At 70.8% G+C, this 26,430-nt stretch carries 26 protein-coding genes and 2 riboswitches; of the genes, 6 read left to right on the forward strand and 20 right to left on the reverse strand.

From position 1 onward, the window contains the following. Window positions 1-171: 171 nt before the first annotated feature. The 4 genes from ligA to ABT085_RS02410 all read right to left on the reverse strand — a co-directional run bounded on the left by ligA (window position 172) and on the right by ABT085_RS02410 (window position 4,732). Complete coding sequence (gene ligA / locus ABT085_RS02395; protein WP_351600700.1) at window positions 172-2,364, reverse strand: NAD-dependent DNA ligase LigA; 2,193 nt, start codon at window positions 2,362-2,364, stop codon at window positions 172-174. 15 nt (window positions 2,365-2,379) lie between these two features. Continuing rightward, on the reverse strand, window positions 2,380-3,387 hold the full coding sequence (locus ABT085_RS02400; RefSeq protein WP_351600703.1) for a methionine synthase: 1,008 nt from the start codon (window positions 3,385-3,387) through the stop codon (window positions 2,380-2,382). A gap of 76 nt (window positions 3,388-3,463) precedes the next feature. Further along, window positions 3,464-4,153: an SDR family oxidoreductase gene (locus ABT085_RS02405; RefSeq protein WP_351600706.1), complete on the reverse strand. Its 690-nt coding sequence runs from the start codon at window positions 4,151-4,153 to the stop codon at window positions 3,464-3,466. Between the two features lie 15 nt (window positions 4,154-4,168). Further along, window positions 4,169-4,732 carry an LOG family protein gene (locus ABT085_RS02410; protein ID WP_351600708.1) on the reverse strand — a complete coding sequence of 188 codons (564 nt, stop codon included), beginning with the start codon at window positions 4,730-4,732 and terminating at the stop codon, window positions 4,169-4,171. A 52-nt stretch (window positions 4,733-4,784) separates the two neighbouring features. Here ABT085_RS02410 and ABT085_RS02415 point away from each other — a divergent pair, with 52 nt between their 5' ends. Both ABT085_RS02415 and ABT085_RS02420 read left to right on the forward strand, forming a co-directional pair. Then, complete coding sequence (locus tag ABT085_RS02415) at window positions 4,785-5,108, forward strand: DUF427 domain-containing protein (RefSeq protein ID WP_351600711.1); 324 nt, start codon at window positions 4,785-4,787, stop codon at window positions 5,106-5,108. Between the two features lie 37 nt (window positions 5,109-5,145). Continuing rightward, a complete protein-coding gene (locus ABT085_RS02420; RefSeq protein WP_351600714.1) occupies window positions 5,146-5,928 on the forward strand; it encodes an alpha/beta fold hydrolase in 783 nt (260 codons plus the stop codon). A 162-nt stretch (window positions 5,929-6,090) separates the two neighbouring features. Here ABT085_RS02420 and mnmA read toward each other — a convergent pair whose 3' ends face one another. Further along, window positions 6,091-7,218, reverse strand: a complete 1,128-nt coding sequence (gene mnmA / locus ABT085_RS02425; protein ID WP_351600717.1) for a tRNA 2-thiouridine(34) synthase MnmA — start codon at window positions 7,216-7,218, stop codon at window positions 6,091-6,093. Between the two features lie 60 nt (window positions 7,219-7,278). On the opposite strand from mnmA, the gene ABT085_RS02430 reads away from it, so the two are divergent. Next, window positions 7,279-7,971, forward strand: a complete 693-nt coding sequence (locus ABT085_RS02430; protein ID WP_351600719.1) for an N-acetylmuramoyl-L-alanine amidase — start codon at window positions 7,279-7,281, stop codon at window positions 7,969-7,971. 133 nt (window positions 7,972-8,104) lie between these two features. Here ABT085_RS02430 and ABT085_RS02435 read toward each other — a convergent pair whose 3' ends face one another. From ABT085_RS02435 to ABT085_RS02445, 3 genes are all read right to left on the reverse strand, one after another. Continuing rightward, window positions 8,105-9,274, reverse strand: coding sequence for a cysteine desulfurase family protein (locus ABT085_RS02435; RefSeq protein WP_351600722.1), 1,170 nt, complete (start codon window positions 9,272-9,274; stop codon window positions 8,105-8,107). A gap of 88 nt (window positions 9,275-9,362) precedes the next feature. Further along, window positions 9,363-9,629: a DUF4190 domain-containing protein gene (locus ABT085_RS02440; protein ID WP_351600725.1), complete on the reverse strand. Its 267-nt coding sequence runs from the start codon at window positions 9,627-9,629 to the stop codon at window positions 9,363-9,365. Between the two features lie 5 nt (window positions 9,630-9,634). Continuing rightward, a complete protein-coding gene (locus ABT085_RS02445) occupies window positions 9,635-9,832 on the reverse strand; it encodes a hypothetical protein (RefSeq protein ID WP_351600728.1) in 198 nt (65 codons plus the stop codon). A 166-nt stretch (window positions 9,833-9,998) separates the two neighbouring features. On the opposite strand from ABT085_RS02445, the gene ABT085_RS02450 reads away from it, so the two are divergent. Then, on the forward strand, window positions 9,999-10,625 hold the full coding sequence (locus ABT085_RS02450) for a TetR family transcriptional regulator (RefSeq protein WP_351600731.1): 627 nt from the start codon (window positions 9,999-10,001) through the stop codon (window positions 10,623-10,625). A 100-nt stretch (window positions 10,626-10,725) separates the two neighbouring features. On the opposite strand, the gene ABT085_RS02455 is transcribed toward ABT085_RS02450, so the two are convergent. Continuing rightward, window positions 10,726-11,088 carry a hypothetical protein gene (locus ABT085_RS02455; RefSeq protein ID WP_351600734.1) on the reverse strand — a complete coding sequence of 121 codons (363 nt, stop codon included), beginning with the start codon at window positions 11,086-11,088 and terminating at the stop codon, window positions 10,726-10,728. A 206-nt stretch (window positions 11,089-11,294) separates the two neighbouring features. After that, window positions 11,295-12,191 (reverse strand): thioesterase family protein, encoded by an 897-nt coding sequence (locus ABT085_RS02460; protein WP_351600737.1) that lies wholly within the window; start codon window positions 12,189-12,191, stop codon window positions 11,295-11,297. 153 nt (window positions 12,192-12,344) lie between these two features. Between ABT085_RS02460 and ABT085_RS02465 the strand changes: the two genes are divergently transcribed. Further along, window positions 12,345-13,577, forward strand: coding sequence for an alpha/beta hydrolase (locus ABT085_RS02465; RefSeq protein WP_351600838.1), 1,233 nt, complete (start codon window positions 12,345-12,347; stop codon window positions 13,575-13,577). Here the strand turns inward: ABT085_RS02465 and ABT085_RS02470 are convergent. Together ABT085_RS02470 and ABT085_RS02475 are read right to left on the reverse strand one after the other, a co-directional pair. Beyond that, entirely contained in the window at window positions 13,486-14,142 is a 657-nt protein-coding gene (locus ABT085_RS02470; RefSeq protein WP_351600745.1) for a trimeric intracellular cation channel family protein, read from the reverse strand. The genes ABT085_RS02465 and ABT085_RS02470 overlap by 92 nt on opposite strands. Window positions 14,143-14,198: 56 nt before the next feature. Then, on the reverse strand, window positions 14,199-15,590 hold the full coding sequence (locus ABT085_RS02475) for a M1 family metallopeptidase (RefSeq protein WP_351600748.1): 1,392 nt from the start codon (window positions 15,588-15,590) through the stop codon (window positions 14,199-14,201). Window positions 15,591-15,985: 395 nt separating this feature from the next. On the opposite strand from ABT085_RS02475, the gene ABT085_RS02480 reads away from it, so the two are divergent. Then, window positions 15,986-16,549: a hypothetical protein gene (locus tag ABT085_RS02480; protein ID WP_351600751.1), complete on the forward strand. Its 564-nt coding sequence runs from the start codon at window positions 15,986-15,988 to the stop codon at window positions 16,547-16,549. A 169-nt stretch (window positions 16,550-16,718) separates the two neighbouring features. On the opposite strand, the gene ABT085_RS02485 is transcribed toward ABT085_RS02480, so the two are convergent. The 8 genes from ABT085_RS02485 to ABT085_RS02520 all read right to left on the reverse strand — a co-directional run bounded on the left by ABT085_RS02485 (window position 16,719) and on the right by ABT085_RS02520 (window position 25,962). Then, the gene (locus ABT085_RS02485; RefSeq protein WP_502982597.1) at window positions 16,719-17,978 is read right to left on the reverse strand and encodes an ABC transporter ATP-binding protein; all 1,260 of its coding nucleotides are present in this window, start codon (window positions 17,976-17,978) and stop codon (window positions 16,719-16,721) included. A 23-nt stretch (window positions 17,979-18,001) separates the two neighbouring features. Then, window positions 18,002-19,099: an ABC transporter ATP-binding protein gene (locus ABT085_RS02490; protein ID WP_351600754.1), complete on the reverse strand. Its 1,098-nt coding sequence runs from the start codon at window positions 19,097-19,099 to the stop codon at window positions 18,002-18,004. After that, on the reverse strand, window positions 19,096-20,094 hold the full coding sequence (locus ABT085_RS02495; protein WP_162469498.1) for an ABC transporter permease subunit: 999 nt from the start codon (window positions 20,092-20,094) through the stop codon (window positions 19,096-19,098). Before ABT085_RS02495 ends, ABT085_RS02490 begins: the two co-directional genes overlap by 4 nt. Window positions 20,095-20,204: 110 nt before the next feature. Further along, window positions 20,205-22,004 carry an ABC transporter substrate-binding protein gene (locus ABT085_RS02500; RefSeq protein WP_351600758.1) on the reverse strand — a complete coding sequence of 600 codons (1,800 nt, stop codon included), beginning with the start codon at window positions 22,002-22,004 and terminating at the stop codon, window positions 20,205-20,207. Between the two features lie 68 nt (window positions 22,005-22,072). Further along, entirely contained in the window at window positions 22,073-23,080 is a 1,008-nt protein-coding gene (locus tag ABT085_RS02505) for an ABC transporter permease (protein ID WP_351600761.1), read from the reverse strand. 321 nt (window positions 23,081-23,401) lie between these two features. Continuing rightward, entirely contained in the window at window positions 23,402-24,190 is a 789-nt protein-coding gene (locus tag ABT085_RS02510; RefSeq protein WP_351600764.1) for an enhanced serine sensitivity protein SseB C-terminal domain-containing protein, read from the reverse strand. Window positions 24,191-24,385: 195 nt separating this feature from the next. Further along, a complete protein-coding gene (locus ABT085_RS02515; RefSeq protein ID WP_351600766.1) occupies window positions 24,386-25,189 on the reverse strand; it encodes an enhanced serine sensitivity protein SseB in 804 nt (267 codons plus the stop codon). 98 nt (window positions 25,190-25,287) lie between these two features. Further along, on the reverse strand, window positions 25,288-25,962 hold the full coding sequence (locus ABT085_RS02520) for an AAA family ATPase (RefSeq protein ID WP_351600844.1): 675 nt from the start codon (window positions 25,960-25,962) through the stop codon (window positions 25,288-25,290). A 250-nt stretch (window positions 25,963-26,212) separates the two neighbouring features. Further along, a riboswitch (glycine riboswitch) is annotated at window positions 26,213-26,313 on the forward strand. Beyond that, window positions 26,314-26,421: riboswitch (glycine riboswitch) on the forward strand. It begins immediately after the preceding riboswitch. Window positions 26,422-26,430 lie beyond the last annotated feature (9 nt).

A 26,430-nucleotide genomic window follows, 5' to 3' on the forward strand; every position in this document is an offset into this window, starting at 1 on the left:
CGTACCCACCAGGAGCAGGGGGATGCCCCGGCCGCAGCCGGGCACGGCAGGCGCACATCCCAACAGTAGGCCGCAGAAGGCATCCACGGGCAGCGGTCGTCGACGGTTGCCCGATTGAACCCCCGCCACCCCTATGCATCTGGTATGCGCCGATCGGGTGGCCTTCCACCGCTACTCCGCGGCCGGAAGGGCGACTTCGGCGGCCGCCTCCGGCCCTTGTTCCAGCAGCACACCGAAGCCGTCCTCGTTCAGGACGGGCACCTTCAGCTGCATCGCCTTGTCGTACTTCGATCCAGGGCTGTCACCCACAACGACGAACGACGTCTTCTTCGAGACCGAACCGGTCACCTTCGCACCGCGGCTCTGCAGCGCGTCCTTGGCGCCGTCGCGGGTGAAGTGCTCCAGGGTGCCGGTCACCACGACGGTGAGCCCCTCCAGCGGGCGCGGTCCCTGGTCCTGACCGGAACTCTCCTCCGCCATGCGGACGCCGGCGGCCTTCCACTTGCGCAGGATCTCCTGGTGCCACTCCTCGGCGAACCACTCCTTGAGGGAGGCGGCGATGATGGCGCCGACCCCGTCGGTGTTCGCCAGTTCCTCCTCGGTGGCCTGCTCGATGCGGTCGATGGAGCCGAACTCACGGGCCAGCGCCTCGGCCGCGACCGGTCCCACATGGCGGATCGACAGGCCGGTCAGGACACGGGAGAGCGGCCGCTCCTTGGCGGCCGCGATGTTCTCCAGCATCGCAAGCGCGTTCTTGCGGGGCTCACCCTGCTGGTTGGCGAAAACGGTGGCGATCTTCTCTTCGCCGGTCTTCGGGTCGCGCTTGGGCAGGCCGCTGTCCTGGTCGCGCACGTACGCCTTGATGGGCAGCAGTTGCTCGATGGTGAGGTCGAACAGATCGCCCTCGTCCGTCAGCGGCGGAGTGGCGGGCTCCAGCGGCTTGGTGAGGGCCGCTGCGGCCACGTAGCCGAACTGTTCGATGTCCAGTGCCTTGCGTCCCGCGAGATAGAACAGCCGTTCACGCAACTGGGCGGGGCAGGTCCGCGCGTTGGGGCAGCGAAGGTCGACGTCGCCCTCCTTCATCGGCCTGAGCGGCGTACCGCACTCGGGGCACTCGGCGGGCATCACGAACTCCCGCTCGCTGCCGTCGCGCAGATCGACGACCGGGCCGAGGATCTCCGGGATGACGTCACCGGCCTTGCGCAGCACCACGGTGTCCCCGATCAGGACACCCTTGGCCTTGACCACGTCCTGGTTGTGCAAGGTCGCGAACTCGACCTCCGAACCGGCCACCGTGACCGGCTCGACCTGCGCGTACGGCGTGACCCGGCCGGTACGCCCCACCCCCACACGGATGTTGACGAGCTTGGTGTTCACCTCCTCCGGCGCGTACTTGTACGCGATGGCCCAGCGCGGGGCACGGGAGGTGGAGCCGAGGCGGCCCTGGAGCGGGATCTCGTCGAGCTTGACGACCACGCCGTCGATCTCGTGCTCCACGGAGTGGCGGTTCTCGCCGTAGTACGCGATGAACTCCCGTACGCCGTCGAGGTCGTCGACCACCTTGTTGTGCCGGGAGGTGGGCAGGCCCCAGGTCGCCAGCAGGTCGTACGCCTCGGAGAGCCGGGCGAGCGGCTCGAAGCCCTCCAGGGCGCCGATGCCGTGGACGACCATGTGGAGCGGCCTGGACGCGGTGACCCTCGGGTCCTTCTGGCGCAGCGAACCCGCTGCCGCGTTGCGCGGGTTGGAGAACGGTTTGTCGCCGGCCTCGACCAGCCGGGCGTTGAGTCCCTCGAACCCCTCCATCGGGAAGTAGACCTCGCCGCGGATCTCCACGAGGTCCGGGACGTGCTCGCCGGTCAGCCGGTCGGGGATGTCGGCGATCGTCCGGACGTTGGGCGTGACGTCCTCGCCGGTGCGGCCGTCGCCGCGGGTCGCCGCGCGGGTGAGGCGGCCGTGCTCGTAGGTGAGGTTGACGGCGAGGCCGTCGACCTTCAGCTCGCACAGGAAGTGGTACGCGGAGGCGCCCACGTCCCGGTGGACGCGCTCCGCCCAGGCGGCGAGCCCCAGGTCGTCGAAGGCGTTGTCCAGCGAGAGCATGCGCTCCCGGTGCTGGACAGCCGTGAACTCCGTCTCGTACGCCCCCGCGACCTTCTGCGTAGGCGAGTCGGGTGTGCGCAGCCCGGGGTGCTCCTCCTCCAGTGCCTCCAGTGCGCGCAGGAGTCGGTCGAACTCCGCGTCGCTCACGACGGGAGCGTCCTTCACGTAGTACCGGAAGCGGTGCTCCTCGATCTGCTCGGCGAGCTGCGCGTGCTGCTCCCGTGCCTCGGCGGGCACCGTCGTCTCCGCCTGCTGGTCGCCGGCCACCGTGTCGTCCTCCCGTTACTCTGGGTTGTCCGCGAGGGACCTCGCCGCCGAAACGCAGTGGGCGAGCGCCCTGCGGGCGTACGCGGGGGACGCCCCCGCGAGGCCGCAGGACGGAGTGACCGTCACCGCTTCCGCGAGAAGCCCCGGTTGCAGTCCCAGCCTGCGCCACAGCGTTCTGACACCCATGACGCTACCGGCAGGGTCCGACAATGCGGAGTCCGTGCCGGGCACGACACCGGCGAAGAGCCGGGTGCCCGCCTCCACCGCCTCACCGATCGCGTCGTCGTCACGCTCGGTGATCAGCGAGAAGTCGAAGGACACGGCCGCCGCTCCGGCCCGGCGCAGCAGCGCGAACGGGACGTCCGGCGCGCAGGAGTGGACCACGACCGGGTCCTCGCCGTGCACCGCGACGACGTCGCGCAGGGTGGCCTCCACCAGCTGCCGGTCGACGGCGCGGTGAGTGCGGTAGCCGCTGGCCGACTTCACCTGGCCGCGCAGCACGGCGGTGAGTGAGGGCTCGTCGAGCTGGAGGACGAGCCGGGCGCCGGGGATGCGGCGGCGCACCTCGGCGAGGTGCAGCCGCAGTCCCTCGGCGAGCGAGGCGGCCAGGTCGCGGCAGGCGCCGGGGTCGGAGAGCGCGACCTCGCCGTTCCTCAGCTCCAGCGCGGCGGCCAGCGTCCAGGGGCCCACCGCCTGCACCTTCAGCGGACCCGTGTACTCCTGGGTGAACTCCTCCAGCGCGTCCAGGTCCTCCCCCAGCCAGGACCTGGCCCGTCTGGTGTCCCGTCCGGGCCGGTCCCCGAGCCGCCAGCCGCTGGGCTCCACGCGCGCGTACAGCTCGACGAGCATCCCGGCGGTCCGCCCGACCATGTCCGCGCCGGGGCCGCGGGCCGGCAGCTCGGTCAGGAACGGGAAGTCCTCGAAGGACCCGGCGACGGTCTTGGCGGCCTCCCGGGCGTCGCCGCCGGGCATCGAGCCGATCCCGGTCGCGGGGCCGAAGCCGGCCTGGCTGTTTTCGCTCACCCCGGAAGCCTACGTAACCCGCGGGGAGCCCCCCGCCACCGCCGGTCGTCGCGCACCGCCGCCGGTCACCGCGGGCTCACCGTCCCGGCCGTACCGTCAGGTCGTTGACCTCCGCGTCCCGGGGCAGGTCGAGGGCCATCAGGATCGCCGTCGCGACGGACTCGGGGTCGATCCACCGCGCCGGGTCGTACTCCTTGCCCTCCTGCTGGTGGACCTTGGCCTGCATCGGGCTGGCGGTGCGCCCGGGGTAGACGGAGGTGACCCGGACGCCGTTCGCGTGCTCCTCGTGGCGCAGGGAGTCGGCGAGGGCCTTCAGGCCGTGCTTGGAGGCCGCGTACGCCGACCAGTCGGCGTGGGCGTTGAGCCCGGCACCGGAGTTGACGAAGATCACGTGCCCCTGGGCGACCCGCAGCTGGGGCAGGAAGTGGCGGGTCAGCTCCGCGGGGGCGATCAGGTTGACGTTCAGCTGGTGACGCCACGACTTGGGGGTCAGGTCGCCGACCGGCCCCAGGTCGACCACGCCCGCGATGTGCAGCAGGGAGTCCACCCGGTCCGGCAGGCTCTGGTGGGAGAACGCCCAGCTCAGCTTGTCGGGATCCGCCAGGTCACCGACCAGCGTGCGCGCCCCGTCGAACTCGGCAGCCAGTTCCTTCGCACGGCCGGCGTCGCGCGCGTGCAGCACGAGTTCGTCGCCGCGCTCGTGCAGACGGCGGGCGACGGCCGCGCCGATGCCCGACCCCGCCCCGGTGATCACATGAGTAGCCATGCCGCCATGCTCGCATCACCCCAGGCCGGCGCCCGCGGCGGGAGCCGCCGGTGTCGCGGCCTCCAGGTAGGCCAGCGCGGCGAGCGGCTCCTGCGCGAAGAACACCAGTTCGGCGAGGGGGCGGGGCAGGAAGCCCTCGGCCTCCATGCGCCGGAACTGCGTCTCCAGGCCGTCGTAGAAGCCCGCGGTGTTCAGCAGGACGACCGGCTTCTCGGTGTGCCCGTGCTTCTTCAGCTCCAGGATCTCGGTCGCCTCGTCCAGCGTCCCGGTCCCGCCGACCATCACCACCACCGCGTCGGCCTTCTCCAGCAGCAGCCGCTTGCGCTCGGCCAGGTCGCGCGCGATCACCATCTCGTCGGCGCCCGGGCGGGTCCTGGCCGCCAGAAAGTCCACGGAGACCCCGACGAGCCGCCCGCCGGTCTCCTGCACGCCGTCGGCGACCACCTTCATCAGACCGACGTCGGAGCCGCCCCAGACCAGGGTGTGGCCGCCCTTGCCGAGCAGTTGCGCGAACTCGCGCGCGGGGCGGGTGTAGCGGTCGTCGAGGTCGGCGGCGGAGAGGAAGACACAGATACGCATACGGGACACGGTACGCGGGAAGAAGCGGCGCCCGGCGGGCGCTGTCCCCGGTATGGCTGAAGGACACACGATCACCATCGAGCAGGGCACGCAGCGCGTCCGGGTCGTCCACGACGGCCGGACCCTGGCGGAGAGCGACCGTCCCCTGGTGCTGCGCGAGACGGGCTGTCCCGCGCGGTACTACATCCCGGCCGACGACGTCCGCCTCGACCTGCTGACCCCCTCCGACACGCACACGTACTGCCCCTTCAAGGGCACGGCCTCGTACTGGTCGCTGCCGGACGCGGCGGACGCCGTCTGGTTCTATCCCGACCCGAAGCCGGACGTCGCCGAGATCAAGGACCACCTCTGCTTCTACGAAGTGGAGGTGTTGTGAGCGACTAATCCGGTGCCGAGTGGCAGTCTCGTCAGACATGGACAACAAGACCATCTCGCGCGACGGGACCTCCCTCGCCTACGAACGCACCGGACAGGGCCCGGCGGTCGTCCTGGTGAGCGGTGCCATGTCCACGGGCGGCACGATGGCGCCCCTGGCCGCGGCCCTCTCGGACCGCTTCAGCGTCGTCGTGTACGACCGCCGGGGCCGCGGCGGCAGCGGTGACACCGCTCCGTACGCGGTGGACCGTGAGGTCGAGGACATCGCCGCGCTGATCGAGGCGGTGGGCGGCGAGGCGCAGCTGTGCGGTGTCTCCTCGGGTGGCGCGCTGGTCCTGGCGGCGGCCGCCGCCGGGGTGCCGGCGCGTCAGGTCGCGGTGTACGAGACGCCGTTCGCCGACTTCGGGGGCGGCGGTGCGAAGGAACGCGCCGAGTACACCGAGAACCTGGACCGGGCGCTGGCCGAGGGGCGGCGCGGGGACGCGGTCACGCTGTTCCTGCGGCTGACCGGCCTGGCCGAGGGGATGATCGACAGCGCCCGGCAGTCCCCCATGTGGCCCGCCATGGAGGCGGCCGCCCCGACCCTGGCCTACGACAACACCGTCATGGGCGACGGCCTGGTCCCCCGCGAGCGGCTGGCCTCGGTCGGCGTGCCGGTGCTGGCCGTCGCGGGCGGGGCCAGCCCGGCATGGCTGCGCGAGGCGACCAGGGCGGTCGCCGAGACCGTGCCCCAGGGGGCCTACCGCGTCCTGGAGGGCCAGACCCACATGGTGGACCCGACCGCGCTCGCACCGGTGCTGGCGGAGTTCTTCGGCGAGTAGCCCGCGCCGGAAGGGCTCGCGCCGCCCGCGCCGTGCCGGGTCGGCTCGCACCGCCCGCACGGCGCCGGAGGGCTCACGCCGTCCGCGTGGTGCCGAGTGGGCTCGCACCGCCCGCACGGTGCCGGGTGGGCTCCGGACGCCCTCGCGACGCCCCGGGAGGGCTCAGGCCGCCCCGGCCGTCGCCCGTACCGTCGTCGCGATCGTGGCCGAGCCCACCACGCGGGTGCCGTCGTACAGCACGATCGCCTGGCCGGGGGCGACACCGCGGACCGGCTCGGTGAACGTGACCCGCAGCTCGCCGTCGACGAGGTGCGCGCTCACCTCCGTCTCGCCGCCGTGGGCGCGCAGCTGGGCGGTGTAGGTACCGGGGCCGGCCGGGGCGGCGCCGCACCAGCGGGGCTTGATCGCGGTCAGGGCGGACACGTCGAGGGAGGCCGCCGGACCGACCGTGACCGTGTTGTTCACCGGCGAGATGTCGAGGACGTAGCGCGGCTTGCCGTCCGCGGCCGGGACGCCGATGCGCAGTCCCTTGCGCTGGCCGATGGTGAAGCCGTACGCGCCCTCGTGGGTGCCCAGCCTGGCGCCGGACTCGTCGACGATGTCGCCCTCCGCCTTGCCCAGCCGGTCGGCCAGGAAGCCCTGGGTGTCGCCGTCGGCGATGAAGCAGATGTCGTGCGAGTCGGGCTTCTTGGCCACGGCCAGGCCCCGGCGCTCGGCCTCGGCGCGGATCTCGTCCTTCGTGGTGAGCGTGTCGCCGAGCGGGAAGAGGGCGTGCGCCAGCTGGCGGTCGTCCAGCACACCGAGGACGTACGACTGGTCCTTGGCCATGTCGGAGGCGCGGTGCAGTTCGCGGGTGCCGTCCTCGCGGACCAGCACCTTCGCGTAGTGGCCCGTGCACACCGCGTCGAAGCCCAGCGCCAGCGCCTTGTCCAGCAGGGCGGCGAACTTGATCTTCTCGTTGCAGCGCAGGCACGGGTTCGGGGTGCGTCCCGCCTCGTACTCGGCGACGAAGTCCTCGACCACGTCCTCGCGGAAGCGGTCGGCGAGGTCCCAGACGTAGAACGGGATACCGATGACGTCCGCCGCGCGCCGGGCGTCGCGCGAGTCCTCGATCGTGCAGCAGCCACGCGCGCCGGTGCGGAAGGACTGCGGGTTGGCGGAGAGCGCGAGATGGACTCCGGTCACGTCGTGGCCCGCTTCGGCCGCGCGGGCGGCGGCGACTGCGGAGTCGACGCCACCGGACATGGCGGCGAGGACGCGGAGGGGGCGGGAGCGCGGGGTGTCAGTCATAGCGCTTCAAGGGTAAGGGGGCGCGGGAACCGGAGCTCGCGGGTTTGCGTTGACGATCACATGGGGGAGAAGCGGGCGGGAGCGAAGAGCGGCGACGCGGATCAGCGGATCGGGCGGCGCGGGCTGCTGATCGGCGGGATCGCGGCCGCGGTGGGCACCGCCGCGCTCGCGCGCCGGGAGCTGGGGCACCTGTGGTGGCGGCTGCCCGGCGTGGAGAAGCCGCGGGTGGCGGGGGCGGTCGATTTCCGGGGTGCGCGGTGGGTGGCGGCCTCGCCGGCGAACTACCGCCGGGCGGACCGGCCGGACGACTACGCGATCGACCGGGTGGTCGTCCATGTCACCCAGGGCGGTTTCGACAGCGCGGTGAAGGCGTTCCAGGATCCGCGGCACGGGGCGGCGGCCCACTACATCGTGCGCAAGGACGGGCACGTCACGCAGATGATCCGGGAGCTGGACGTGGCGTTCCACGCGGGCAACCGGTCGTATAACGAGCGCAGTGTCGGCATCGAGCACGAGGGCTTCGTGGAGCGGGCCTCGTCGTTCACCGAGGCGATGTACGAGGGTTCGGCCCGGCTGACGGCGGCGATATGCGCGCGGTACGGGATACCCGTCGACCGTGCGCACATCATCGGGCACGTGGAGGTGCCGGGCACGGACCACACGGATCCCGGGCCGCACTGGGACTGGCCGCGGTACCTGCGGCTGGTGCGGGCGGCGGGTGCCGCCTCGGCGCGGCCGCACGCGACGGCGTGAGCGTCCCGCGGTCCGGTCCGCGCGACAGTCCGGCCGAGGGGCACGTGACGCACATCACGCCGTGACGCCCGTGCGGCGGCCCCCTGGTGACGGCGGACCAGGCCCTCCCCCGGGCTCTACGTCAGCCCCGGCCCTACGTCAGTCCCGCCGCCCGTGCGCGTTCGACCGCAGGGCCGATCACCTTGGCGACCGCGTCGACGTCCGCCTGGGTGGAGGTGTGGCCGAAGGAGAAGCGCAGGGTGCCGCGGGCCAGGTCCGGGTCGGTGCCGGTGGCGAGGAGGACATGGCTGGGCTGGGCCACGCCCGCGGTGCAGGCGGAGCCCGTGGAGCACTCGACGCCCTGGGCGTCCAGCAGCAGGAGCAGGGAGTCGCCCTCGCAGCCCGGGAAGGTGAAGTGCGCGTTGGCCGGGAGGCGGCCGGCCGGGTCGGGGTCGCCGCCCAGGATCGCGTCGGGCACCGCGGCGCGGACCCTGGTGACCAGGTCGTCCCGCAGCGCGCCGATCTCGCGGGCGAACCGCTCGCGCCCCTCGGCCGCCAGCCGGCCGGCCACGCCGAAGGAGGCGATCGCCGGGACGTCGAGGGTGCCGGAGCGGACATGGCGCTCCTGGCCGCCGCCGTGCAGCACGGGTACGGGGGTGTACTCGCGGCCCAGGAGCAGGGCGCCGATGCCGTACGGGCCGCCGATCTTGTGGCCCGAGACCGTCATCGCGGCGAGGCCGGAGGCGGCGAAGTCGACCGGGACCTGTCCGAAGGCCTGGACCGCGTCGGCGTGCAACGGGATGCCGGACTCCGCCGCCACTTCGGCGAGTTCACGGACCGGAAGGATCGTGCCGATCTCGTTGTTGGCCCACATCACCGTGACCAGGGCGACGTCGTCCGGGTCGCGGGCGATGGCCTCACGGAGGGCCTCGGGGTGGACCCGGCCGTGGGAGTCGACCGGGAGGTACTCCACGGTGGCGCCCTCGTGCTCGGCCAGCCAGTGCACGGCGTCGAGGACCGCATGGTGTTCGACGGGGCTGGCCAGGACACGGGTCCGGCGCGGATCGGCGGCCCGCCTGGACCAGTACAGGCCCTTGACCGCGAGGTTGTCCGCCTCGGTGCCGCCGGCGGTGAAGACGACCTCGCTGGGGCGGGCGCCGAGCGCCTCCGCGAGGGTCTCGCGGGACTCCTCGACCGTACGGCGGGCTCTGCGGCCGGATGCGTGGAGGGAGGAGGCGTTGCCGGTGACACCCAGCTGGGCGGTCAGGGCCTCTGCCGCCTCCGGGAGCATCGGGGTGGTCGCGGCGTGGTCGAGGTATGCCATGGTGAGCCCGATTCTACGGGCCCTGCCGATCGGCACGGGGCTGCGGGCCCCCACCCGCAGCCGCGTCGGCGTCGGCCGGTCCCCGGGCTCAGAAGCCCCACGACACCGTGCTGTCCGCCTGCATGAACGCCACCAGGAGCAGCAGGTCGGCGACGCCCAGGGCCAGCCCCAGCCAGGCGCGGCCGCGACGGGCGGTGCCGCGCCACAGGGCGACCGCCGCCAGGGTGATGGCGATCGGGCCGAGGAAGAGGTTGAGGGCGAGGAGGCCGAGCAGGCCGAGGATGAAGGACGCGACGGCCATGCCGTCGGTGTCCCGGGTGCGGGTGCGGCGCGTGGCAGGTGCGGTGAGTTGCATGGCGGTCAGCTCCCGGCGGTCGGACGGGCGGAGGTGGGCCGGTGGGCCGAGGCGCGGCGGCGGCCGTGCAGCTCGCGCAGGGCGAAGATGCCGAGCCAGGCCGCGACGACGACGGCGACGGCGGCGGTGAAGGTCAGCGGCGCGTGGGCGACGGTGCCCATGACCACGCCGAGCAGCAGGAGTGCGGCGACGAGGAACAGCATGTGTTCGGATCCCCCTCCGGGATACCTCTCGTGGATGCGTCTTGCGGCTCGTGATACGCCTCAAGGCGGCTTGGTGAACGGTTGTGGTTACAGTTGTTCACTGACTCTTGAGTCTAACGTGCGCGACGGCTTTCCAATTCCAGAGAACAGTTGTTAACTAGGTGTCATGAGTCACACCCTCGGCATCCGGCAGGCGCAGAAGCAGAAGACCCGGCAGGCGCTGCTGGAAGCGGCGCTGGGCCTGCTGGAGGAGCAGAGCCTGAGCAGTCTCGGCCTGCGCGAGGTGACCCGCGCCGTCGGTGTGGCGCCGACGGCCTTCTACCGGCACTTCCGCTCCACCGCCGACCTGGGCGTGGCCCTGGTCGAGGAGGCGCTGGGCAGCCTGCACCCGATGATCCGCACGACGGTCACCGCCGCCGACACCGGTGACGAACGCATCGCGCGTGCCGTGCAGTTGATCGCCGGCCATGTGCAGGCCCATCCGGCGCACGTCCGCTTCATCGCGCGTGAGCGGCACGGCGGGGTGCAGCCGGTGCGCGAGGCGATCCGGGACCAACTGGTCCGGTTCGCCGAGGAGGTGCGGGACGAACTGGCCAAGGACCGCGTGTCCGAGGGGTGGAGCGACGCGGACCTGCTGATGCTCGCGCAGCTCTACGTCGACCAGATGCTCATCACCGCCTCGCTCTTCCTGGAGAGCCTGGACGCCCCGCAGGAGGAGCAGGAGCGCATCCGGCAGGTCGCCACCCGGCAGCTGCGGCTCATCGGCATCGGCCGTCGGCACTGGCTCGACTGACCGGCGACGAAGCGCGCGGAGGCGCCGTACCCGACGACCGGGTACGGCGCCTCGCGCCTTGCGGCTCGTACGGCTCGTACGGCTCGTACGGCGTGACGGTTCAGCCCTGCTGGGCCTGCTGCTGCCCCTGGCCGCCGCCCGCACCGCCGCAGCCGCCGGGACCGCCCTGGCCGCCGCCCTGCGCACCGCCGGGACCGCCGCTGGGCATCCCGCTCGGCATTCCGCCGGGCATCCCCGACGGGATGCCCGTGGGGGTGCCGCCGGGCATCCCCGACGGGGCGCCCGAGGGGCGGCCGCTCGGCATGCCGGAGGCGTTCCGGCCCGGCATGCCGGACGGCGCCTGGCACGCCTGCTGCCCGGAGCTGCCGCTGTCCGAGGACGAGTCGCCCGAGCCGCAGGCCGCCAGGACCAGAGGCGAGATCGCCAGCAGGGCCACGGCGGGGACGAGACGCGCACGCTTCATGAGAGACAACTTCAGGGAAAATGAGGGGCCGTTGAGAGGGGCACTCAACCAACGGCCCATGAGGCTTCCTTGGGGGCCCGCTGTCCCTGGCCTGTCAATCGGGCAAAGCACGCCTCAAAGCACCGCGCCGGCCTGCGCGTTCACAGATCCCCGGCCGGTACAGCCGGTACGGGGCCGGGACGGAACCCGGCCGGCGCCGGCCCTGCTCAGCCGAGCCTGACCCGGGCCAGTTGCCGGGACTGCGCCACCAGCCGGCCGGCGCTGTCCCAGACCTCGGCGTCCTCCTCCAGGAAGCCGCCGGCGAGGTTGCGGGTGGTGATGGCGACGCGCAGCGGACCCGGGGCGGGGCGGCAGCGGACGTGGACGGTGAGCTCGACCGTCGGGACCCAGCCGGACAGGCCGATCTCGAAGGCGGTGGGCGGCAGCGCGTCCACCGCGAGCAGCAGGGAGAGCGGATCGGCGTCCCGGCCGTCGGCCAGGCCGAACCAGGCCCGCATCTCCCCCTTGCCGGACGGCTTGCCGAGCGCCCAGCCCAGGGTCGACGGGTCCAGCTTGAGGAACAGACGGTCGGTGATGGCCGAGCTGCCCGGGACCGGGGCCGGCGCGTCCTGGGGCCCGAAGCACTGCTCCGGCGGCGGCATCTCGGGCGGCCGGGCCGCCGTACGGACGTCGTCGGGCAGGGCGCCGAGGTCGCCGTAGGAGGCGAGGACGCGGATCCGCTCGACCTCGTTGCCCTGGTCGTCGAGCTGGAAGAGCGAGGCCTGGCCGGTGGAGAGGGTGCGGCCGGTGCGGGCGGTCTCGGTGCGCACGACCGCCGGGCCGGGCTGCGATGCCGTCAGATAGTGCGCCGAGATCGTGAACGGGTCCGGATGCGGCAGGGCGTCGGCGAGCGCGCGGCCCAGGACGGCCAGCAGATAGCCGCCGTTGACGGCGCTGATGATGGTCCAGCCGGCCGAGAGCTCGATGTCGTAGACACCGGGTTCGCGGCGGGTGAGCGCGGTGTCCCGGTCGAACTCGCTGTCGCCGATCGCGGCCCGCGACGGGGACGCCCCGGTGCCGGTGGAGCCGAGAACGGCGGACGGTACGGTAGCTGCTTCTGACATGCCTGAACCGTACAAGAAGAAATTACTAAGCGGTAGCTTTGGGACGCTTTCACAGGGCAGGCGGATACGCAGTCGGGTGAGGTTCCGGCAATTTCTTGGTAAGTGTCCGTACTCGTCCGTAACCTCGAGGCCTTCATCGCCCTCTATGAGGACATGAGCCTCACCGGGACTGCGTTCCTCACCACCTTGATCGTGCTCGCCGCCGTCGCCGTCGCCCTGCCACTGCTGCTGTGGTCACGGACGCCGGGGCCGTGGGCCGCGCGCGCGACCGCCCGGGTCCTGATGCTGCTGTTCGCCCAGGGGACCGCCGTCGCCCTGGTCTTCACCCTGGTCAACAACGCCAACAACCTCTATGACAACTGGGCCGACCTGCTGGGCACCGGCAGTCACGTCCAGCAGGCCGCCGACCTCGGTGCGGACGGCACCGGCGGCATAGCGCTGGAGCAGCTGCCCAGAGTCAAGCAGCACTTCACCCTCGCCGACGGACCGGGTATGCACGCGGCCGGCGGTGTACGGGTCACCCAGGTCAACGGCCGGGTCTCCGGCGTCGACGCGGAGGTCTACGTCTGGCTGCCGCCGCAGTACGACAAGCCCGCCTACCGGCACCACAGGTTCCCCGTCGTCGAGTTGCTGCCGGGCTACCCAGGCTCCGCCAAGGCGTGGTTCGGCGCGCTGCACGCGCACGAGCAGCTGCTGCCGCTGATGCGCTCCGGCCGGATCGCGCCGTTCATCCTGGTCGCCCCGCGCACCACCCTGCTGGCCGGGATCGACACCGGCTGCGCCAACATCCCGGGCACGGTCAACGCCGACACCTGGCTGAGCATCGACGTGCCGAAGATGGTCATGGACAACTTCCGGGCCGAACCCGCGCCGGCCGGCTGGGCGCTGGCCGGCTACTCGGCCGGCGCGCACTGCGCCCTCAAGCTCGCCATCGCCCACCCGGACCGCTACCGGGCCGCGGTGAGCCTGTCCGGCTACAACGACCCGATGGCCGAACGCGACTCGCTCACCGCCCAGAGCCCGGCCCTGCGCGCCCGCAACAACCCGTTGCTGCTGCTGCGCCGGGCTGCCAGCCCGCCGCCGCTCTCGCTCTACGTCTCCGGGCAGCCGCACGACGGCTACGAGGCCGGCGTCGCGCTGCGCCGGGCCGCGCACGCGCCGACGAACGTGCAGGTGGTGTTCGTCCCGACCACCGCGGGCGGGCACACCATGGCGCTGTGGCGGCCGCAGGTGGTGCCGGCGTTCCGCTGGCTGTCCGCGCGGGTGGGGCGCCACCCCGTCACCGTCCGCGGCGCTACTCCTCACGTACGGTCGACCGCCGGTTCCACGCACGCGGCGCTCGCCAGTGGTACTTCATCGCGAGCAGGCGCAGCACGAAGGCAGTGAGCGCGGCGAAGCCGCTGGCGGTCGGGGTGAGGACGTCGTAGCGGATGCACACCGCGACCATGGCGGCGCCGACCATGGCCGGCACCGCGTACAGGTCGCGGTCCCAGCGCAGCAGCGAGGGGACCTCGTTGGCCAGCACGTCGCGCAGCACACCGCCGCCGACGGCGGTGGCCAGGCCCAGGGCGGCCGACTGCGGGAGGCCGAGCCCGTAGGCGTACGCCTTCGTCGTGCCGGTGACGCAGAACAGGCCCAGGCCGGCCGCGTCGAAGACGTTCACCCCGGTCTGGATGCGCTCCACGTGGGGGTGCAGGAAGACGACCAGCAGGGCGGCGAGCAGCGGGGTGACGAAGTAGCCCAGGTCGGTGAAGGCGGCCGGCGGCACCGCGCCGATGACGATGTCCCGGAACAGCCCTCCGCCCAGCGCGGTCACCTCGGCGAGGACGGCGATGCCGAAGACGTCGAAGTTCTTGCGGACGGCCAGCAGCGCACCCGAGATGGCGAAGACGAAGATGCCGATCAGGTCGAGGCGATGCTGGACGGAGGGACTGAACAGTTCTTGGAGCACCCTTCCATTCTCACCCGGCGAGCGCTGTGAACCTTACAAAGCGAGGCTCATTGGGCTCAAAGAGTTGGTTTCCCTGCCGTGAACAGCCAAGTCTGGAAGAGATCATCGAGTTGCTGCCCGGAGATCCGCTCCGCCAGCCGGATGAAGTCGGCCGTGTTCGCGTTGCCGTAGCGGTGCAGTTTCGTCCAGGCCGGAAGCAGCCGGAAGAAGGCCTTGTCCCCGATACGCTCGCGCAGCGCCTGGAGCGTCATCGCGCCGCGCTGGTAGACGGCCGAGGCGAACATCGTGTCGCGCTGCGGGTCGGCGACGACCGTCTGCCAGAAGGCGGAGTCTGCGGGGCGGGCGTCGTAGCCGGCCAGGAAGGAGTCGTGCGCCGAGCGGGTCCCGCGGTGCTCGGCCCACAGCCACTGGGCGTACGTGGCGAAGCCCTCGTTGAGCCAGATGTCCTTCCACCGCTCGACCGAGACCGAGTCGCCGAACCACTGGTGGGCCAGCTCGTGCACGATCGTCGACTCGCTGCGCACGGCCGAGTAGACCGGCTTGGACTGCACCTCCAGGGAGAAGCCCGCCTCGGGCATGTCGTCGACGATCGCGCCGGTCTCCTCGAAGGGGTACGGCCCGAAGATCTGCGACCAGTAGTCGGTGGCCTCGGCGGTGACGGCGTACACGTCGACGTTGTTGCTGTTGGCCAGGACCGGGTCGATCGCCACGTAGACGGGGATGCCGCCGGGGGTCTTCCCGGTGCGTACGTCGAACTTCCCGACCGTCGCGGTCGCGAGGTAGGTCGCCATGGGCTTCGTCTCGCGCCAGTGGGTGTACGTCGAGCCGCCCTTGTCGTACGTGCCGACGAGCCGGCCGTTGGAGACCGCGGTCAGGCCCTTGGGAGCCCGGATCCGGATGTCGTAGGTGGCCTTGTCGGCGGGGTGGTCGCTGGAGGGGAACCAGGTGGAGGCGGCGTTGGGCTCGCAGGCGACGAACACGCCGTCGGTGGTCTTCATCCAGCCGTAGTTCGAGCCGAACACGATGGGCCCGCCCAGGGGTTCGGGAACGCCGCCGTAGGTGACGGTGACCGTGAAGGTGCGGCCCTTGCGCAGGGCGTCGTGCGGGGTGATCCGGATCTCGTCGGCCTCGCGCGTGAACCGGGCACGTCTGCCGTTCACCTCGACGTTCGTGACGGCCAGCTTCTGGAGGTCCAGGTCTAAGGACGAGAGGTTCTGCGTCGCGCGGGCGGTGAGGGTCGTACGGCCGTCCAGGCGGCCGGTGGCCGGGTCGTACGCCACGTCGAGGTCGTAGTGGCGGGCGTCGAAGCCGCCGTTGCCGAGCTGCGGGAAGTAGGTGTCGCCGATGCCGTCCGCGCCGGGGGTGGGGGCGGGAGAGGCGGCGATGACGAGGAAGGAGGCCGCCGCGGTCGCGAGGGCCCCCAGTCGTGCCGAACGGGAGAGCGCCATAAGTCGTCCCTTCGGGTCATGTTCCGATCAGACGGACATGACCGACTCTGCGCGCTCCCGGTTGAGCATGTGCATGACTTTGCCAACTCGTCATGCGTCACCGCGAGTTGAGACCTGACGACCCTTCATCGCGTGGCACAGGTCACACGACGTCATGGGTTTGACCGTTTCGGGGCGAAGAGTGACTCTTTCGCCCGCCCCGCAGGACGGAGAAATCCGGCATACCAGGAGTGCCGCCGGGAGTCCCGAAAAACAGAATTGAGGATTCCTTGAGACTGAATCCCCGGCATTCACGAGAAGCGCTTGTGGGTGCCACTCCCGCTGAGTAATTTCTGCTTCGCCGGCGCGAAGCGCAATGAGACGCGAGCGCGCACAAGAAAACACGGGGTAAAAGAATGAACAAGTTCGGAACAGCCGGCCGGGTCGTCGCGACCACGGCACTCCTGGTCGGCGCGTCCGTGGCGATTCCGGCGGCCGCCTCCGCCGCCGCGAACGCACCGCAGAGAAACTGTGGAACCGACTCCTTCATCACCATCGAGAAGTACGGCACGCCGTACTACAGGAACATCGGCTCCACCGCCGGCAAGTACAACGCCGGTGCGACCTCGACGCTCAAGTACGCGCTCAAGACCACCACGAGCCGCTCGACCAGCTGGACCGTGGGCGGCAGCGCCAGCGTGAGCTGGGGAATCGGCAAGGTCGAGGCGAAGTTCGACCACAACGTGACCAAGACGACCACCAAGGGCATCACCGTCACGGACACCCTGAAGGTCAAGTCCAAGAACTACGGCTACGTCACGCCCAAGGTCGAGTACCGCCGGTTCAACATCCGCAAGGAACACTACGGCGCGAACTGCAGGGTCGTCGTCAACAAGGACTACGGCGTCATCGACGTCATCTGGACCAACCCGTTCTTCGCGGAGTGCGTGGCCAAGCACCCCTGCACCCCGAAGCCGTAATTCACCGATAAACAAACGGGAATTTGACGGCTGAACCATCGGACCGCAATTCCACGGGGGAAACGAGGGAACGCGGCAACGGGGGAACGGGGGAATCGGGAGAATCGGGGGAAACCGAAAGGGGCCCTTCCTGCTGCGCGCGCAGCGGGAAGGGCCCCTTGAGGTTGCGTCAGTCCTGGGCGCCCTTGGGCGCCTCGGACTCCCCGGCCTCCGCCGTCGGTGCCTCGGACTCCGGGGCGGCCGCCTCGGCCGTCTCGGCCACCTCGGCCGTCTCGGCCACCTCGGCCGCCACCGCCGCCGACGTCTCCGCCGACTCGGCGAGGACCTCGTCGGCCACCAGCTCGGCCGCCGCCTTGGCGACGGTCAGCAGCACGGTGTCCTGCGGTGCCTGGTCCTCGAAGTTCTCCGGGTGATGGCAGGCGACCTGCTGACCGGGCTTCAGCTCGACGAGCTTCGGCTCGGTGGTCTTGCAGACCTGCGTCGCCTTCCAGCACCGGGTGTGGAACCGGCAGCCGGTCGGCGGCGAGATCGGCGAGGGCACGTCGCCCTGGAGCAGGATGCGCTCGCTCTTGGCCGACTTGCGCGCCGGGTCCGGGATCGGCACGGCCGACATGAGCGCCTTGGTGTACGGGTGCATCGGCGCCTTGTACAGCAGGTCGCGGTCCGCCAGCTCGACGATCTTGCCGAGGTACATCACCGCGATCCGGTCCGAGACGTGCCGGACGACCGAGAGGTCGTGCGCGATGATCACGTACGTCAGGCCCAGTTCCTGCTGGAGGTCGTCCAGCAGGTTGACGACCTGCGCCTGGATCGACACGTCGAGCGCGGAGACCGGCTCGTCGGCCACGACCAGCTTCGGCTTGAGCGCGAGCGCGCGGGCGATGCCGATGCGCTGGCGCTGGCCGCCGGAGAACTCGTGCGGGTAGCGGTTGTAGTGCTCGGGGTTGAGACCCACGACCGACAGCAGCCGCTGCACTTCCTTCTTGATGCCGCCCTCGGGCTCGACGCCCTGGAGCTTGAAGGGAGCGCCGACGATCGTGCCGATGGTGTGGCGCGGGTTCAGCGACGAGTACGGGTCCTGGAAGATCATCTGCACATCGCGGCGCAGCGGACGCATGCCGCCGACGCCGAGGTGCGTGATGTCCTTGCCCTCGAACTCGACCTTGCCGCCGGTCGGCTCCAGCAGGCGGGTGATCAGCCGGCCCATGGTCGACTTGCCGCAGCCGGACTCGCCCACCACGCCGAGCGTCTCACCGGCGCGGACCTCGAAGTCGAGGCCGTCGACCGCGTGGACCGCACCGACCTGCCGCTGGAGCAGGCCCTTCTTGATCGGGAAGTGCTTCTGGAGCCCGGTCACCTTCAGCAGGACCTCGCGGTCGCCGGACTTGCCGGCGGCCTCGCTGCCCGTGCTCTGCGCGGGAATCGTCACCGCTGCGTCCTTCGGATTCTCGCTCACAGCTTCGGCGCAATCTCTTCGGTCCAGATACGCTCCCGCTGCTCCTGCGACATGTGGCAGGCGGCCCAGTGCTGGCCGCCCACCTCGGTCAGCTCGGGGCGGACCGTGCGGGTGACGTTGTCCTTGGGGACGTCCGCGTACGGGCAGCGCGGGTTGAAGGCGCAGCCGGACGGGATGTTGATGAGGGAGGGTGGGGAGCCCTTGACCGGGATGAGGCGCTCCTGCTGCTCACGGTCGAGACGCGGCATCGAGCCGAGCAGACCCCAGGTGTAGGGGTGGCGGGGCTCGTAGAACACCTTCTCGGCCGGACCGCGCTCGACGCAGCGGCCGCCGTACATCACCAGGAGGTCGTCGGCCAGCTCGGCGACGACGCCCAGGTCGTGGGTGATGACGATGACCGCGGAGCCGAACTCCTTCTGGAGGTCGCGGATGAGGTCGAGGATCTGCGCCTGGACGGTCACGTCCAGGGCGGTCGTCGGCTCGTCCGCGATCAGCAGCTCGGGGTTGTTGACCAGCGACATCGCGATCATCGCGCGCTGACGCATACCGCCGGAGAACTCGTGCGGGTAGCTGTCGACACGCTTGTCCGGCTGGGGGATGCCCACCCGGTCGAGCATCTCGACGGCCCGGCGCTTGGCGGTCTTCTTGTCCACCTTGTGGTGGGTGCGGTACGCCTCCACGATCTGCTGACCGATCGTGTAGTACGGGTGCAGCGCGGACAGCGGGTCCTGGAAGATCATCGCCATCTGCCGGCCACGCAGCTTGCGCACGTGGTCGGGGTCGGCGGAGAGCAGCTCCGTGCCGTCCAGCCAGATCTCGCCGGAGATCTGCGCCTTGCGCTTGCCGTACTGGCCCGCGGTGTGCAGACCCATGATGCCGAGCGAGGTGACCGACTTGCCGGAGCCCGACTCGCCCACGATGCCGAGCGTCTTGCCCTTCTCCAGCTTGAAGCTGAGCCCGTCGACGGACTTGACCAGACCGTCGTCGGTCGGGAAGTGCACCTTCAGGTCGCGCACTTCGAGGAAGGAACTCGGAGCGGGCGAGGCGGACGTGGGCTCGCCCACGGCCGCGCCGCTCTTGCTGAGTTCGGTCATGAAAGCCTCACTCGAGGGTCGATCACGGCATACAGGACGTCCACCAGCAGGTTGGCGATCAGCACAGCCAGCGAGGTGACCAGGGTGACGCCCAGGATGATGGGCAGGTCCTGGTTCTTGATGCCGTTGAGCACCGCCTGGCCGAGGCCGGGCAGGCTGAACGTGGTCTCGGTCAGGATCGCGCCGCCGATGAGGGCGCCGAGGTCCATGCCGAGCATGGTCAGGATGGGGGTCATCGTCGAGCGCATGGCGTGCTTGCCGATGACGGTGCCCTCACGCAGGCCCTTGGCGCGGGCGGTGCGGATGTAGTCCTCGCCGAGGATCTCCAGCATGGTGGCGCGGGTGATCCGGGCGTACATCGCCGCGTAGAGGAAGGCGAGGGTGATCCAGGGCAGGATCATGCCGCCGAACCAGCCGGTGAAGCTCTGGTCGAGCGGTACGTACTCGCCGTCGAACCACTTCAGTCCGAAGACGAAGACGGCCAGGGCGAGCATGCCCGTGAAGTAGATGGGGAGGGAGACACCCGCGAGGGCGACGACCATCGCGCCGCGGTCCCACAGGGTGCCCCGCTTGAGCGCGGAGAGGACACCCGCCGAGACACCGAGCACCAGCCACAGGACGGCGGCACCGAGCGCGAGACCCAGGGTCACCGGGAAGCGGTCGGTGAGCACCGGCCAGACGGCCTGCTCGCTGCGGAAGGAGTAGCCGAAGCACGGGGCGGCGCAGTGGGTGACATCGCCGCCGGCCGCGTAGGTGCGACCGGTGAAGATGCCCTTGAAGAACTCCCAGACCTGAAGGTAGATCGGGTCGTCCAGGCCCAGCTTCACCCGCACGGCTTCGACGGCCGCGGGGTCCGCCTGCTTGCCCACGAAGCTCGTGGCGACGTCGACGCCTGCCCACTTGGGGACAAGGAAGAAGATGCCGAAGACCACCATGATGATGACCACGAGCATCACTGCGGCGGCGAAGAGCCGCCTGATGAGGTAAGCGAGCACAGCTCTCGGCCCGCTGCGGACCGCGGGCCACCGGAGGTCGTCCGGTGGCCCGCGATCACGCCGCGCCGGCCTTCACCTGCCTTTCGTGCCGTTCGGCGGGTGTGCCGGGTTTACTTCGTGGACTTCAGGCCGAGGTTGACGAAGTCGTACATACCGCTGTAACCGTCGGTGGTGTACACGTTCGCCAGGTTGCTACCGCGCCAGTTGATGAACTTCTCGAACACGAAGGGCAGGTAGTACGCGCCCTCCATGACCTTGTGGTTGATCTCGGTCGAGATCTTGGTCTTGCCGGCGTCGTCCAGCGTGGTGACGTACTGGTCGAACAGGCCGTCGATGGCCTTGTCCTTGATCAGCGCGTAGTTCGAGTTACCGCTGTCGAGGATGTACTTGCTGTCCCACAGCGGCAGACCGAAGCCCTGGACGGACGGGAAGTCGGGACCCCAGCCCATGATGATGATGCCGTAGCCCTTCTTGGCCACGTTGGCGGGGCTGCCGATGATACCGGTGGTCTGCGAGCCGTCGTACTGGTCGATCTCGGCGTTGATGCCGATCTTCTTCAGCGACGCCTGGAGCGACTGGGCGGTGGCCACCTCGACCGGCTTGTTGTTACGCACCGCGATGGTGGTGGAGAAGCCGTTCGGCTTGCCGCAGGCCTTCAGGGCCTCCTTGGCCTTGGCCTCGTTGCCGTTCTTGTTCGCACCGTTGAGCTCGTACGGGTCGTAGCTCTGGCCCTCGGCGCCCGCGACGGACGGCGGGAGCATGTTGGTGCCGATGTCGCCACCGGCGACCGGGCCGCCGCGCGCGGTCTGCAGCGAGACGTGGTCGGCGCCGTAGATGACGGCCTTGCGGCACTCGGCGTTGTCGAACGGCTTCACGCTCTGCGGGAAGACCGCGTAACGGACGTAGCCGGAGACCGGGTTGTCCAGGTTGTCCTTGTGCTGCTTCAGGGCGGTGGTGCGGCCCTGCGGCGACATGCCGGTCTGGTTGATGTCCAGGTCCAGGTCACCGCTGATCAGACGCTGGTCCAGGTCGTTGGCGTTCGAGAAGAACTTGACCGAGATCTTGTCCGGGTAGGCCTTGCGGATCGGGTCCGAGGCCTGGTCCCAGGAGGTGTTGCGGACCAGGGTCAGGTCCTTGCCCGGCGCGTAGGACTCGAACTTGTACGGGCCCGAGGAGAACGGGTGCAGGCCGTACTTGGACTTGGTGTCCATGTCCTGGCGGACCGGGGAGGCCGAGACCAGGGCCAGCATCTCCTCGAAGTCCGAGTTCGCCACCGGCAGGTGGAAGACGATGGTCTTGTCGTCCGGCGTGTCGATCGCCTTCAGACCGAGCTTGTCCGCGGACGTGTCCTTGTAGGGGCCCTTGTAGGCACCCTTCGGGTCCAGGACGTCCTTCAGGTACACGGGGCCGCCGGACAGCACGTCCTGCGCCCACACGCGCTCGATGCCGTACTTGATGTCCTTGGAGGTGATCGGCTTGCCGTCCTCCCACTTCACGCCGTCACGCAGCGTGTAGGTGTAGGTCTTGCCGGCGTCCGTGACCTTGGCGAGGCCCGTGGCGAGGTCCGGGGTGACCTCGGCGCCGGCCTTGCCGGGCTCCGTCTTGCCCGTGACGAGCTGGCGGCTGTAGTAGCGCGCGAAGTTCCACATGAAGCCGTAGTAGCCACGCGTGGTGTCCCACGAGTCGGCGTCCTGGGCTCCACCGAACTTCAGCGTGCCGCCCTTCTTGGCGAGCGAGGCCTGAGCGACCTTGTTGTTCGCGGCGTCGAAGCCGGCAGCGCCGTTCTTCGAGCCACCGTTGTCGTCAGTACCGCCACCGCCGCCGCACGCCGCCGTGGTCAGCAGCGCGGCGACCGCGGCAGCAGCGGCCAGCGCCTGCTTACGCCGCCCTGAGGTGCGTTGGGTAGTCACGATCTCGGATCCTCCGGATTTGATGAGAGACCCCGTGTGAGGCCACGGGACGCTTGGGGTACGGCGGTTCAGCGGGAGGCCTTCGGGTCCAGCGCGTCACGCACGCCGTCGCCGAAGAGGTTGAAGGCCAGAACGGTGATGAAGATCGCTACGCCGGGCACGACCATGTACATGGGGTCCGAGTCGTAGTAGTCGATCGCGTTCGAGAGCATCTGGCCCCAGGAGGCCGTGGGCGGCTTCACGCCCACGCCCAGGAAGCTGAGCGCGGCCTCGGTGAGGATGTTCGTGGGGATCATCATCGTCGTGTACACGATGATCGGCGCGACCAGGTTGGGCAGCAGTTCCTTGAACAGGATGTAGAGCTGGCCGGCACCCAGCGAGCGGGCGGCCTCGACGTACTCGCGCTCACGCAGCGAGAGGGTCTGGCCGCGCACCACGCGGCCGATGTAGGGCCAGCCGAAGAAGCCGATGACCAGGATCATCACGAAGACGCGCACGCCGGTGCCGTGCAGGCCCAGCATGTCGTTCGGCATGACCGAGACCAGGGCGATGATGAAGAGCAGCTGCGGGAAGGCCAGCAGACCGTCCATGACCCGGCTGATGAGCGAGTCGACCCAGCCGCCGAAGAAACCGGCGAGGATGCCGAGGACGGTGCCGAGGACGACGGCCACGACGGCCGACAGGAAGCCCACCAGGAGCGAGATCTGGGCGCCGTACAGGATGCGGGCGAAGATGTCGCGGCCGTTGACCGGCTCGACGCCCAGCAGGTGGTCGCCGCTCAGGCCGCCGAGGGAGCCGGTGGGCGTGCCGAACAGCGGGTCGATCAGGTTCTCGTGGTACGCGTCGGGGTCCTGCCCGACCAGGCTCGTGATCACCGGAGCGAGCAGGGCTATCGCGATGAGCACGAGCACCACGATGCCGCCCGTCAGAGCGAGCTTGTCCCGCTTGAGGCGCTCCCAGGCGATCCGGCCCAGGGAACGACCCTGTACGGCCTTGGCGTCGGCGGTGGCGACCGCCGCTTCTTCGGCCGCGCTCGGGGCCGCATCCGCGGTCGGCTCGTGCAATGGTGCCGTCATCTGGCAGGGACCCCTCTCAACCGGCGGTAGCCGGCCCACACTTGCCGCGGTAGCGGCGTGATCAGTCCGTCGTACACAGGGGCGAAACTCCCCTGGTCTGGGAGTCTTCAATGCCTGGGCGATCGGTCGCCAGACTTGGCGGCTAATGGATGCGTAAACGTGATGCCACCAAGAGGGTTCCGTTATCCGGACAGTGGGTAACGGGGGTCGGACACGGACGAGTTCTGAAAATTAGGACACTTCACGCTTTTACGCCCCGATCTACGCGCGCAGACGAGGCTCTTCCGCTGCGCGCCGCCGCGGCCTTGAGATGACAGCCCGTCAGTAACGTCCGGGTGCGGGCGGGTATCCGTACCCGCCCGCCGGTGCCTGCACGTGGGCCTCACGGTCGTAGAAGGGGCGCGCGCCCGCCCGCATCCACATCACGACCGGGTCGTGCTCGTCGGACATCGCCACCGTGGACACCGGCAGCCCGTCCGGCACCGCGCCGATGGACTGCTGCATCATCGCCCGCACCGAGTCGACGGCGGCCGGCGAGGTGTCGTACACGTCGAGACCGATGACCAGGTACGGAGCCCCGAGCGTCGGCTGCACCCAGGCGCGGCGCAGCGCGCGCACCGCGGGGGTGCGGTGGGCGTTCTGCGCGAGCAGGGCGTAGAACTGCGGGATCTCGATGCCCGGCTCCGACAGCCGCAGCGGACCGGCCGGCTGACGCTCCAGACCCGTGGCGATCCGCCGCAGGTCGAGCCAGGGGATGCCGAGCCCGCCGCCGGGGGCGTGCGGGTTCAGCCAGAGGCCGAAGTGGTCGGGGTAGAGGGTGCGGGCGACGTCGAGGCCGTCCACGACCTCGTACGAACGGTTCCAGCCACTGGCCGAGAGCTCCTGGGCGGAGGTGACGCACGGCGCGTAGCCGTAGCCGTCGACCTCCATGTTCCCGTACTGGGCGTCGGGCGAGCCGGCCTGGCCGTGCCACAGCAGCATCCAGACCTGGCCGGAGGACGGGGTCGCGAGCGCACGCAGCAGCGCCTCGTAGGCGTCGTAACGCCCGGGCGTGACCTGGCGCAGCATGTGCTCGACCTGCCCGGTCGCGGCAGTGCCGCTCGCGCTCACCCTTTACCGCCCCTTCGAGAAACGTGGCCCTGGATATGAAACCACCTTAGGCGGCGGAGTCGGCAACAGCCGCCCAGGAGTTCGGAGGTTGTTGCCGAGCGGCCGGGGCGGCCGGGGGACACCGGGGCCGGTGGCCGGTCGCCGGTGTCCGGTGGCCGACAACCGCTGTCCGGTCGCCGGTGTCCGCGTCCGCCGTCAGTGGCCGCGCTGGTAGAACGGGCGCACCCGCTCCCGCATCCACTCCGTCACCGGGTCCTCGACCACGTCGAGCAGGACGAGGTTGACCGGCCAGCGGACGGCGGCCCGGGCCAGCGCCCGGCCGAGCGCGTCCATCGGCAGGACCCGCAGGTCGCCCTCCCACCGGGACAGCTCGACCCCGACGAACAGCACGGGCTCGCCGGTCTCGACCTCGGCCAGGGCGCGGCGGGCCGTCAGCACGACCCCGGTCTCCGCGAACTCGGCCGATGCCGCGGCGAGGAAGTCCACCGGGTCGTCCTGCCAGTCCGGCTCGAACAGCCGCACCCGGCCGCCGCTCGCGAACCCGTCCAGCGGGGTCCGCCCGCTGCGGCACAGCTCCGCCACGGCCGGCGGCGGCAGCGGGATGCCCACCACGCCGTCGGGGTTCACGATGAGGCCGGCCTGCGGCGGCAGCCCGCGGGCGAACTCCACGGCCGGCGCGACGGTGTACGACATGTGCGTGCCGACGACCTGGCGGAACTGCTCCTCGGAGCTGAAGACCGGCACGTACACCTGGCCCTCGATCTCCAGTGTGGGCAGGTCGAGGGGGCCGCTGTGCGGGCCGCCGCCGTTGGGCAGCGGCACCCAGACGAAGCTGCGGCCGAGGACCTCGACGATCCGGCCGCCGGCCGTCGGGACGCCGACCGAGGCGGAGAGCACCTCCTCCAGTTCGTTGCCGGGCCATCCGCCGTGCGGATGGGGGTGCGCCTGTGCGGGGAAGCCCGCGGGAAGGTCCGCGGGAAGGTCCGCCGGGAAGTCCATCTCTCTACCGCCTGCTGGGAACCGCTGCTGTGGCTGAAAGGCTAACCGGTACGGGCCCGCGCGGGATCGTCCCCGGGACGGATCGGCGGCGGAACCGGTCAGGGGGCGAAGTCGATCCGGCGCAGGACGTCCGCCGCGTCCCGGTCCAGCAGGACCGCCGAGGCACAGCCCCGGGGCAGTTCGCCCCGCTCCACGGCGCGCAGCAGCCGGGCGGCCGCGCGGCGGTGGCGCAGGAAGGCGTAGCGCGACACACCGCGGCCCCGGTCGCGCTGCCCGGCCAGTGCCGCGGACGGGGTGACGTCGAGCAGCAGCAGGTGCAGGGTGCCGCCCCGGCGGCGGGCCGCGCGGGCCAGCCAGTCGCGCACCCAGGCCTGGGTGCCGCAGTCGTGCACGACGACTCCCCCGCCCGCGCGCAGCGCCCTGTGCAGCCCGGCGTAGTGGGCGAGGCGGACGAGCGGGCGGTAGACGGCGTACGGCAGGAAGCGCGGCGTCCGGCCGTCCCAGCGGTCGCGGGTGTCCTGGGAGTCGACGCCGACCCCCCGTACCGCCCGCCGCATCAGCGTGGACTTGCCGCTGCCGGGCAGGCCGGTGACCACGACCAGGTCGTGGGGGCCGAAGACCAGGCCGTGCGGGCTGTGCCCGGAGCGCTCGCGCAGATCGCGGACGACCGGTGCGGGCCGCGGGGCGCGCGTCTCGACCGCCGGGGCAGCGCTCTGCTCGGGCAGTGCGGTGGCCGAGCCGGCCACATACGCCGTGATCCTGTTCACCGTGATCGTCCTCCCCTGGGGTCAGGTAAGTCCTTTCCCCACTGAGCGTAAAGAGAAGGTAATGCGTGGCGCTTCGGGATTTCGTGCTCGTTCCGCCACAAGCCGGTGACAGCGGCGGCCCGCCCCCGGCCGGGCGCGCCGGGCGCACCCCCGGGGCGCGAGCACGGCGGGCCCGTGCCCCGGGGAGGCGAGGAGGGCCTGCCCCCGGCGCGACGAGGCGTGCAATGATGTGCGCGCCAACTGCATACCGGCCGTTTGAATCCGCGCGGGAGAGTTCCCGGCAGCCGTGCTGCCCGGGGCGCCGAAGGAGCAAGTCCCTCCCTTGAATCTCTCAGGCACCGTTACCGCGTGGGCGAGGCACATCTGAAAAGCGGACCGCTGTGACAGCGGTCCCACCCAAGGTGCAAGTCGTGTCCCCGAGTGGTCACGACGAACCTCTCAGGTTCCGATGACAGATGGGGAGGAACGACCTCG

This window comes from Streptomyces sp. NPDC002265 (assembly GCF_040296125.1).
Classification (GTDB): domain Bacteria; phylum Actinomycetota; class Actinomycetes; order Streptomycetales; family Streptomycetaceae; genus Streptomyces.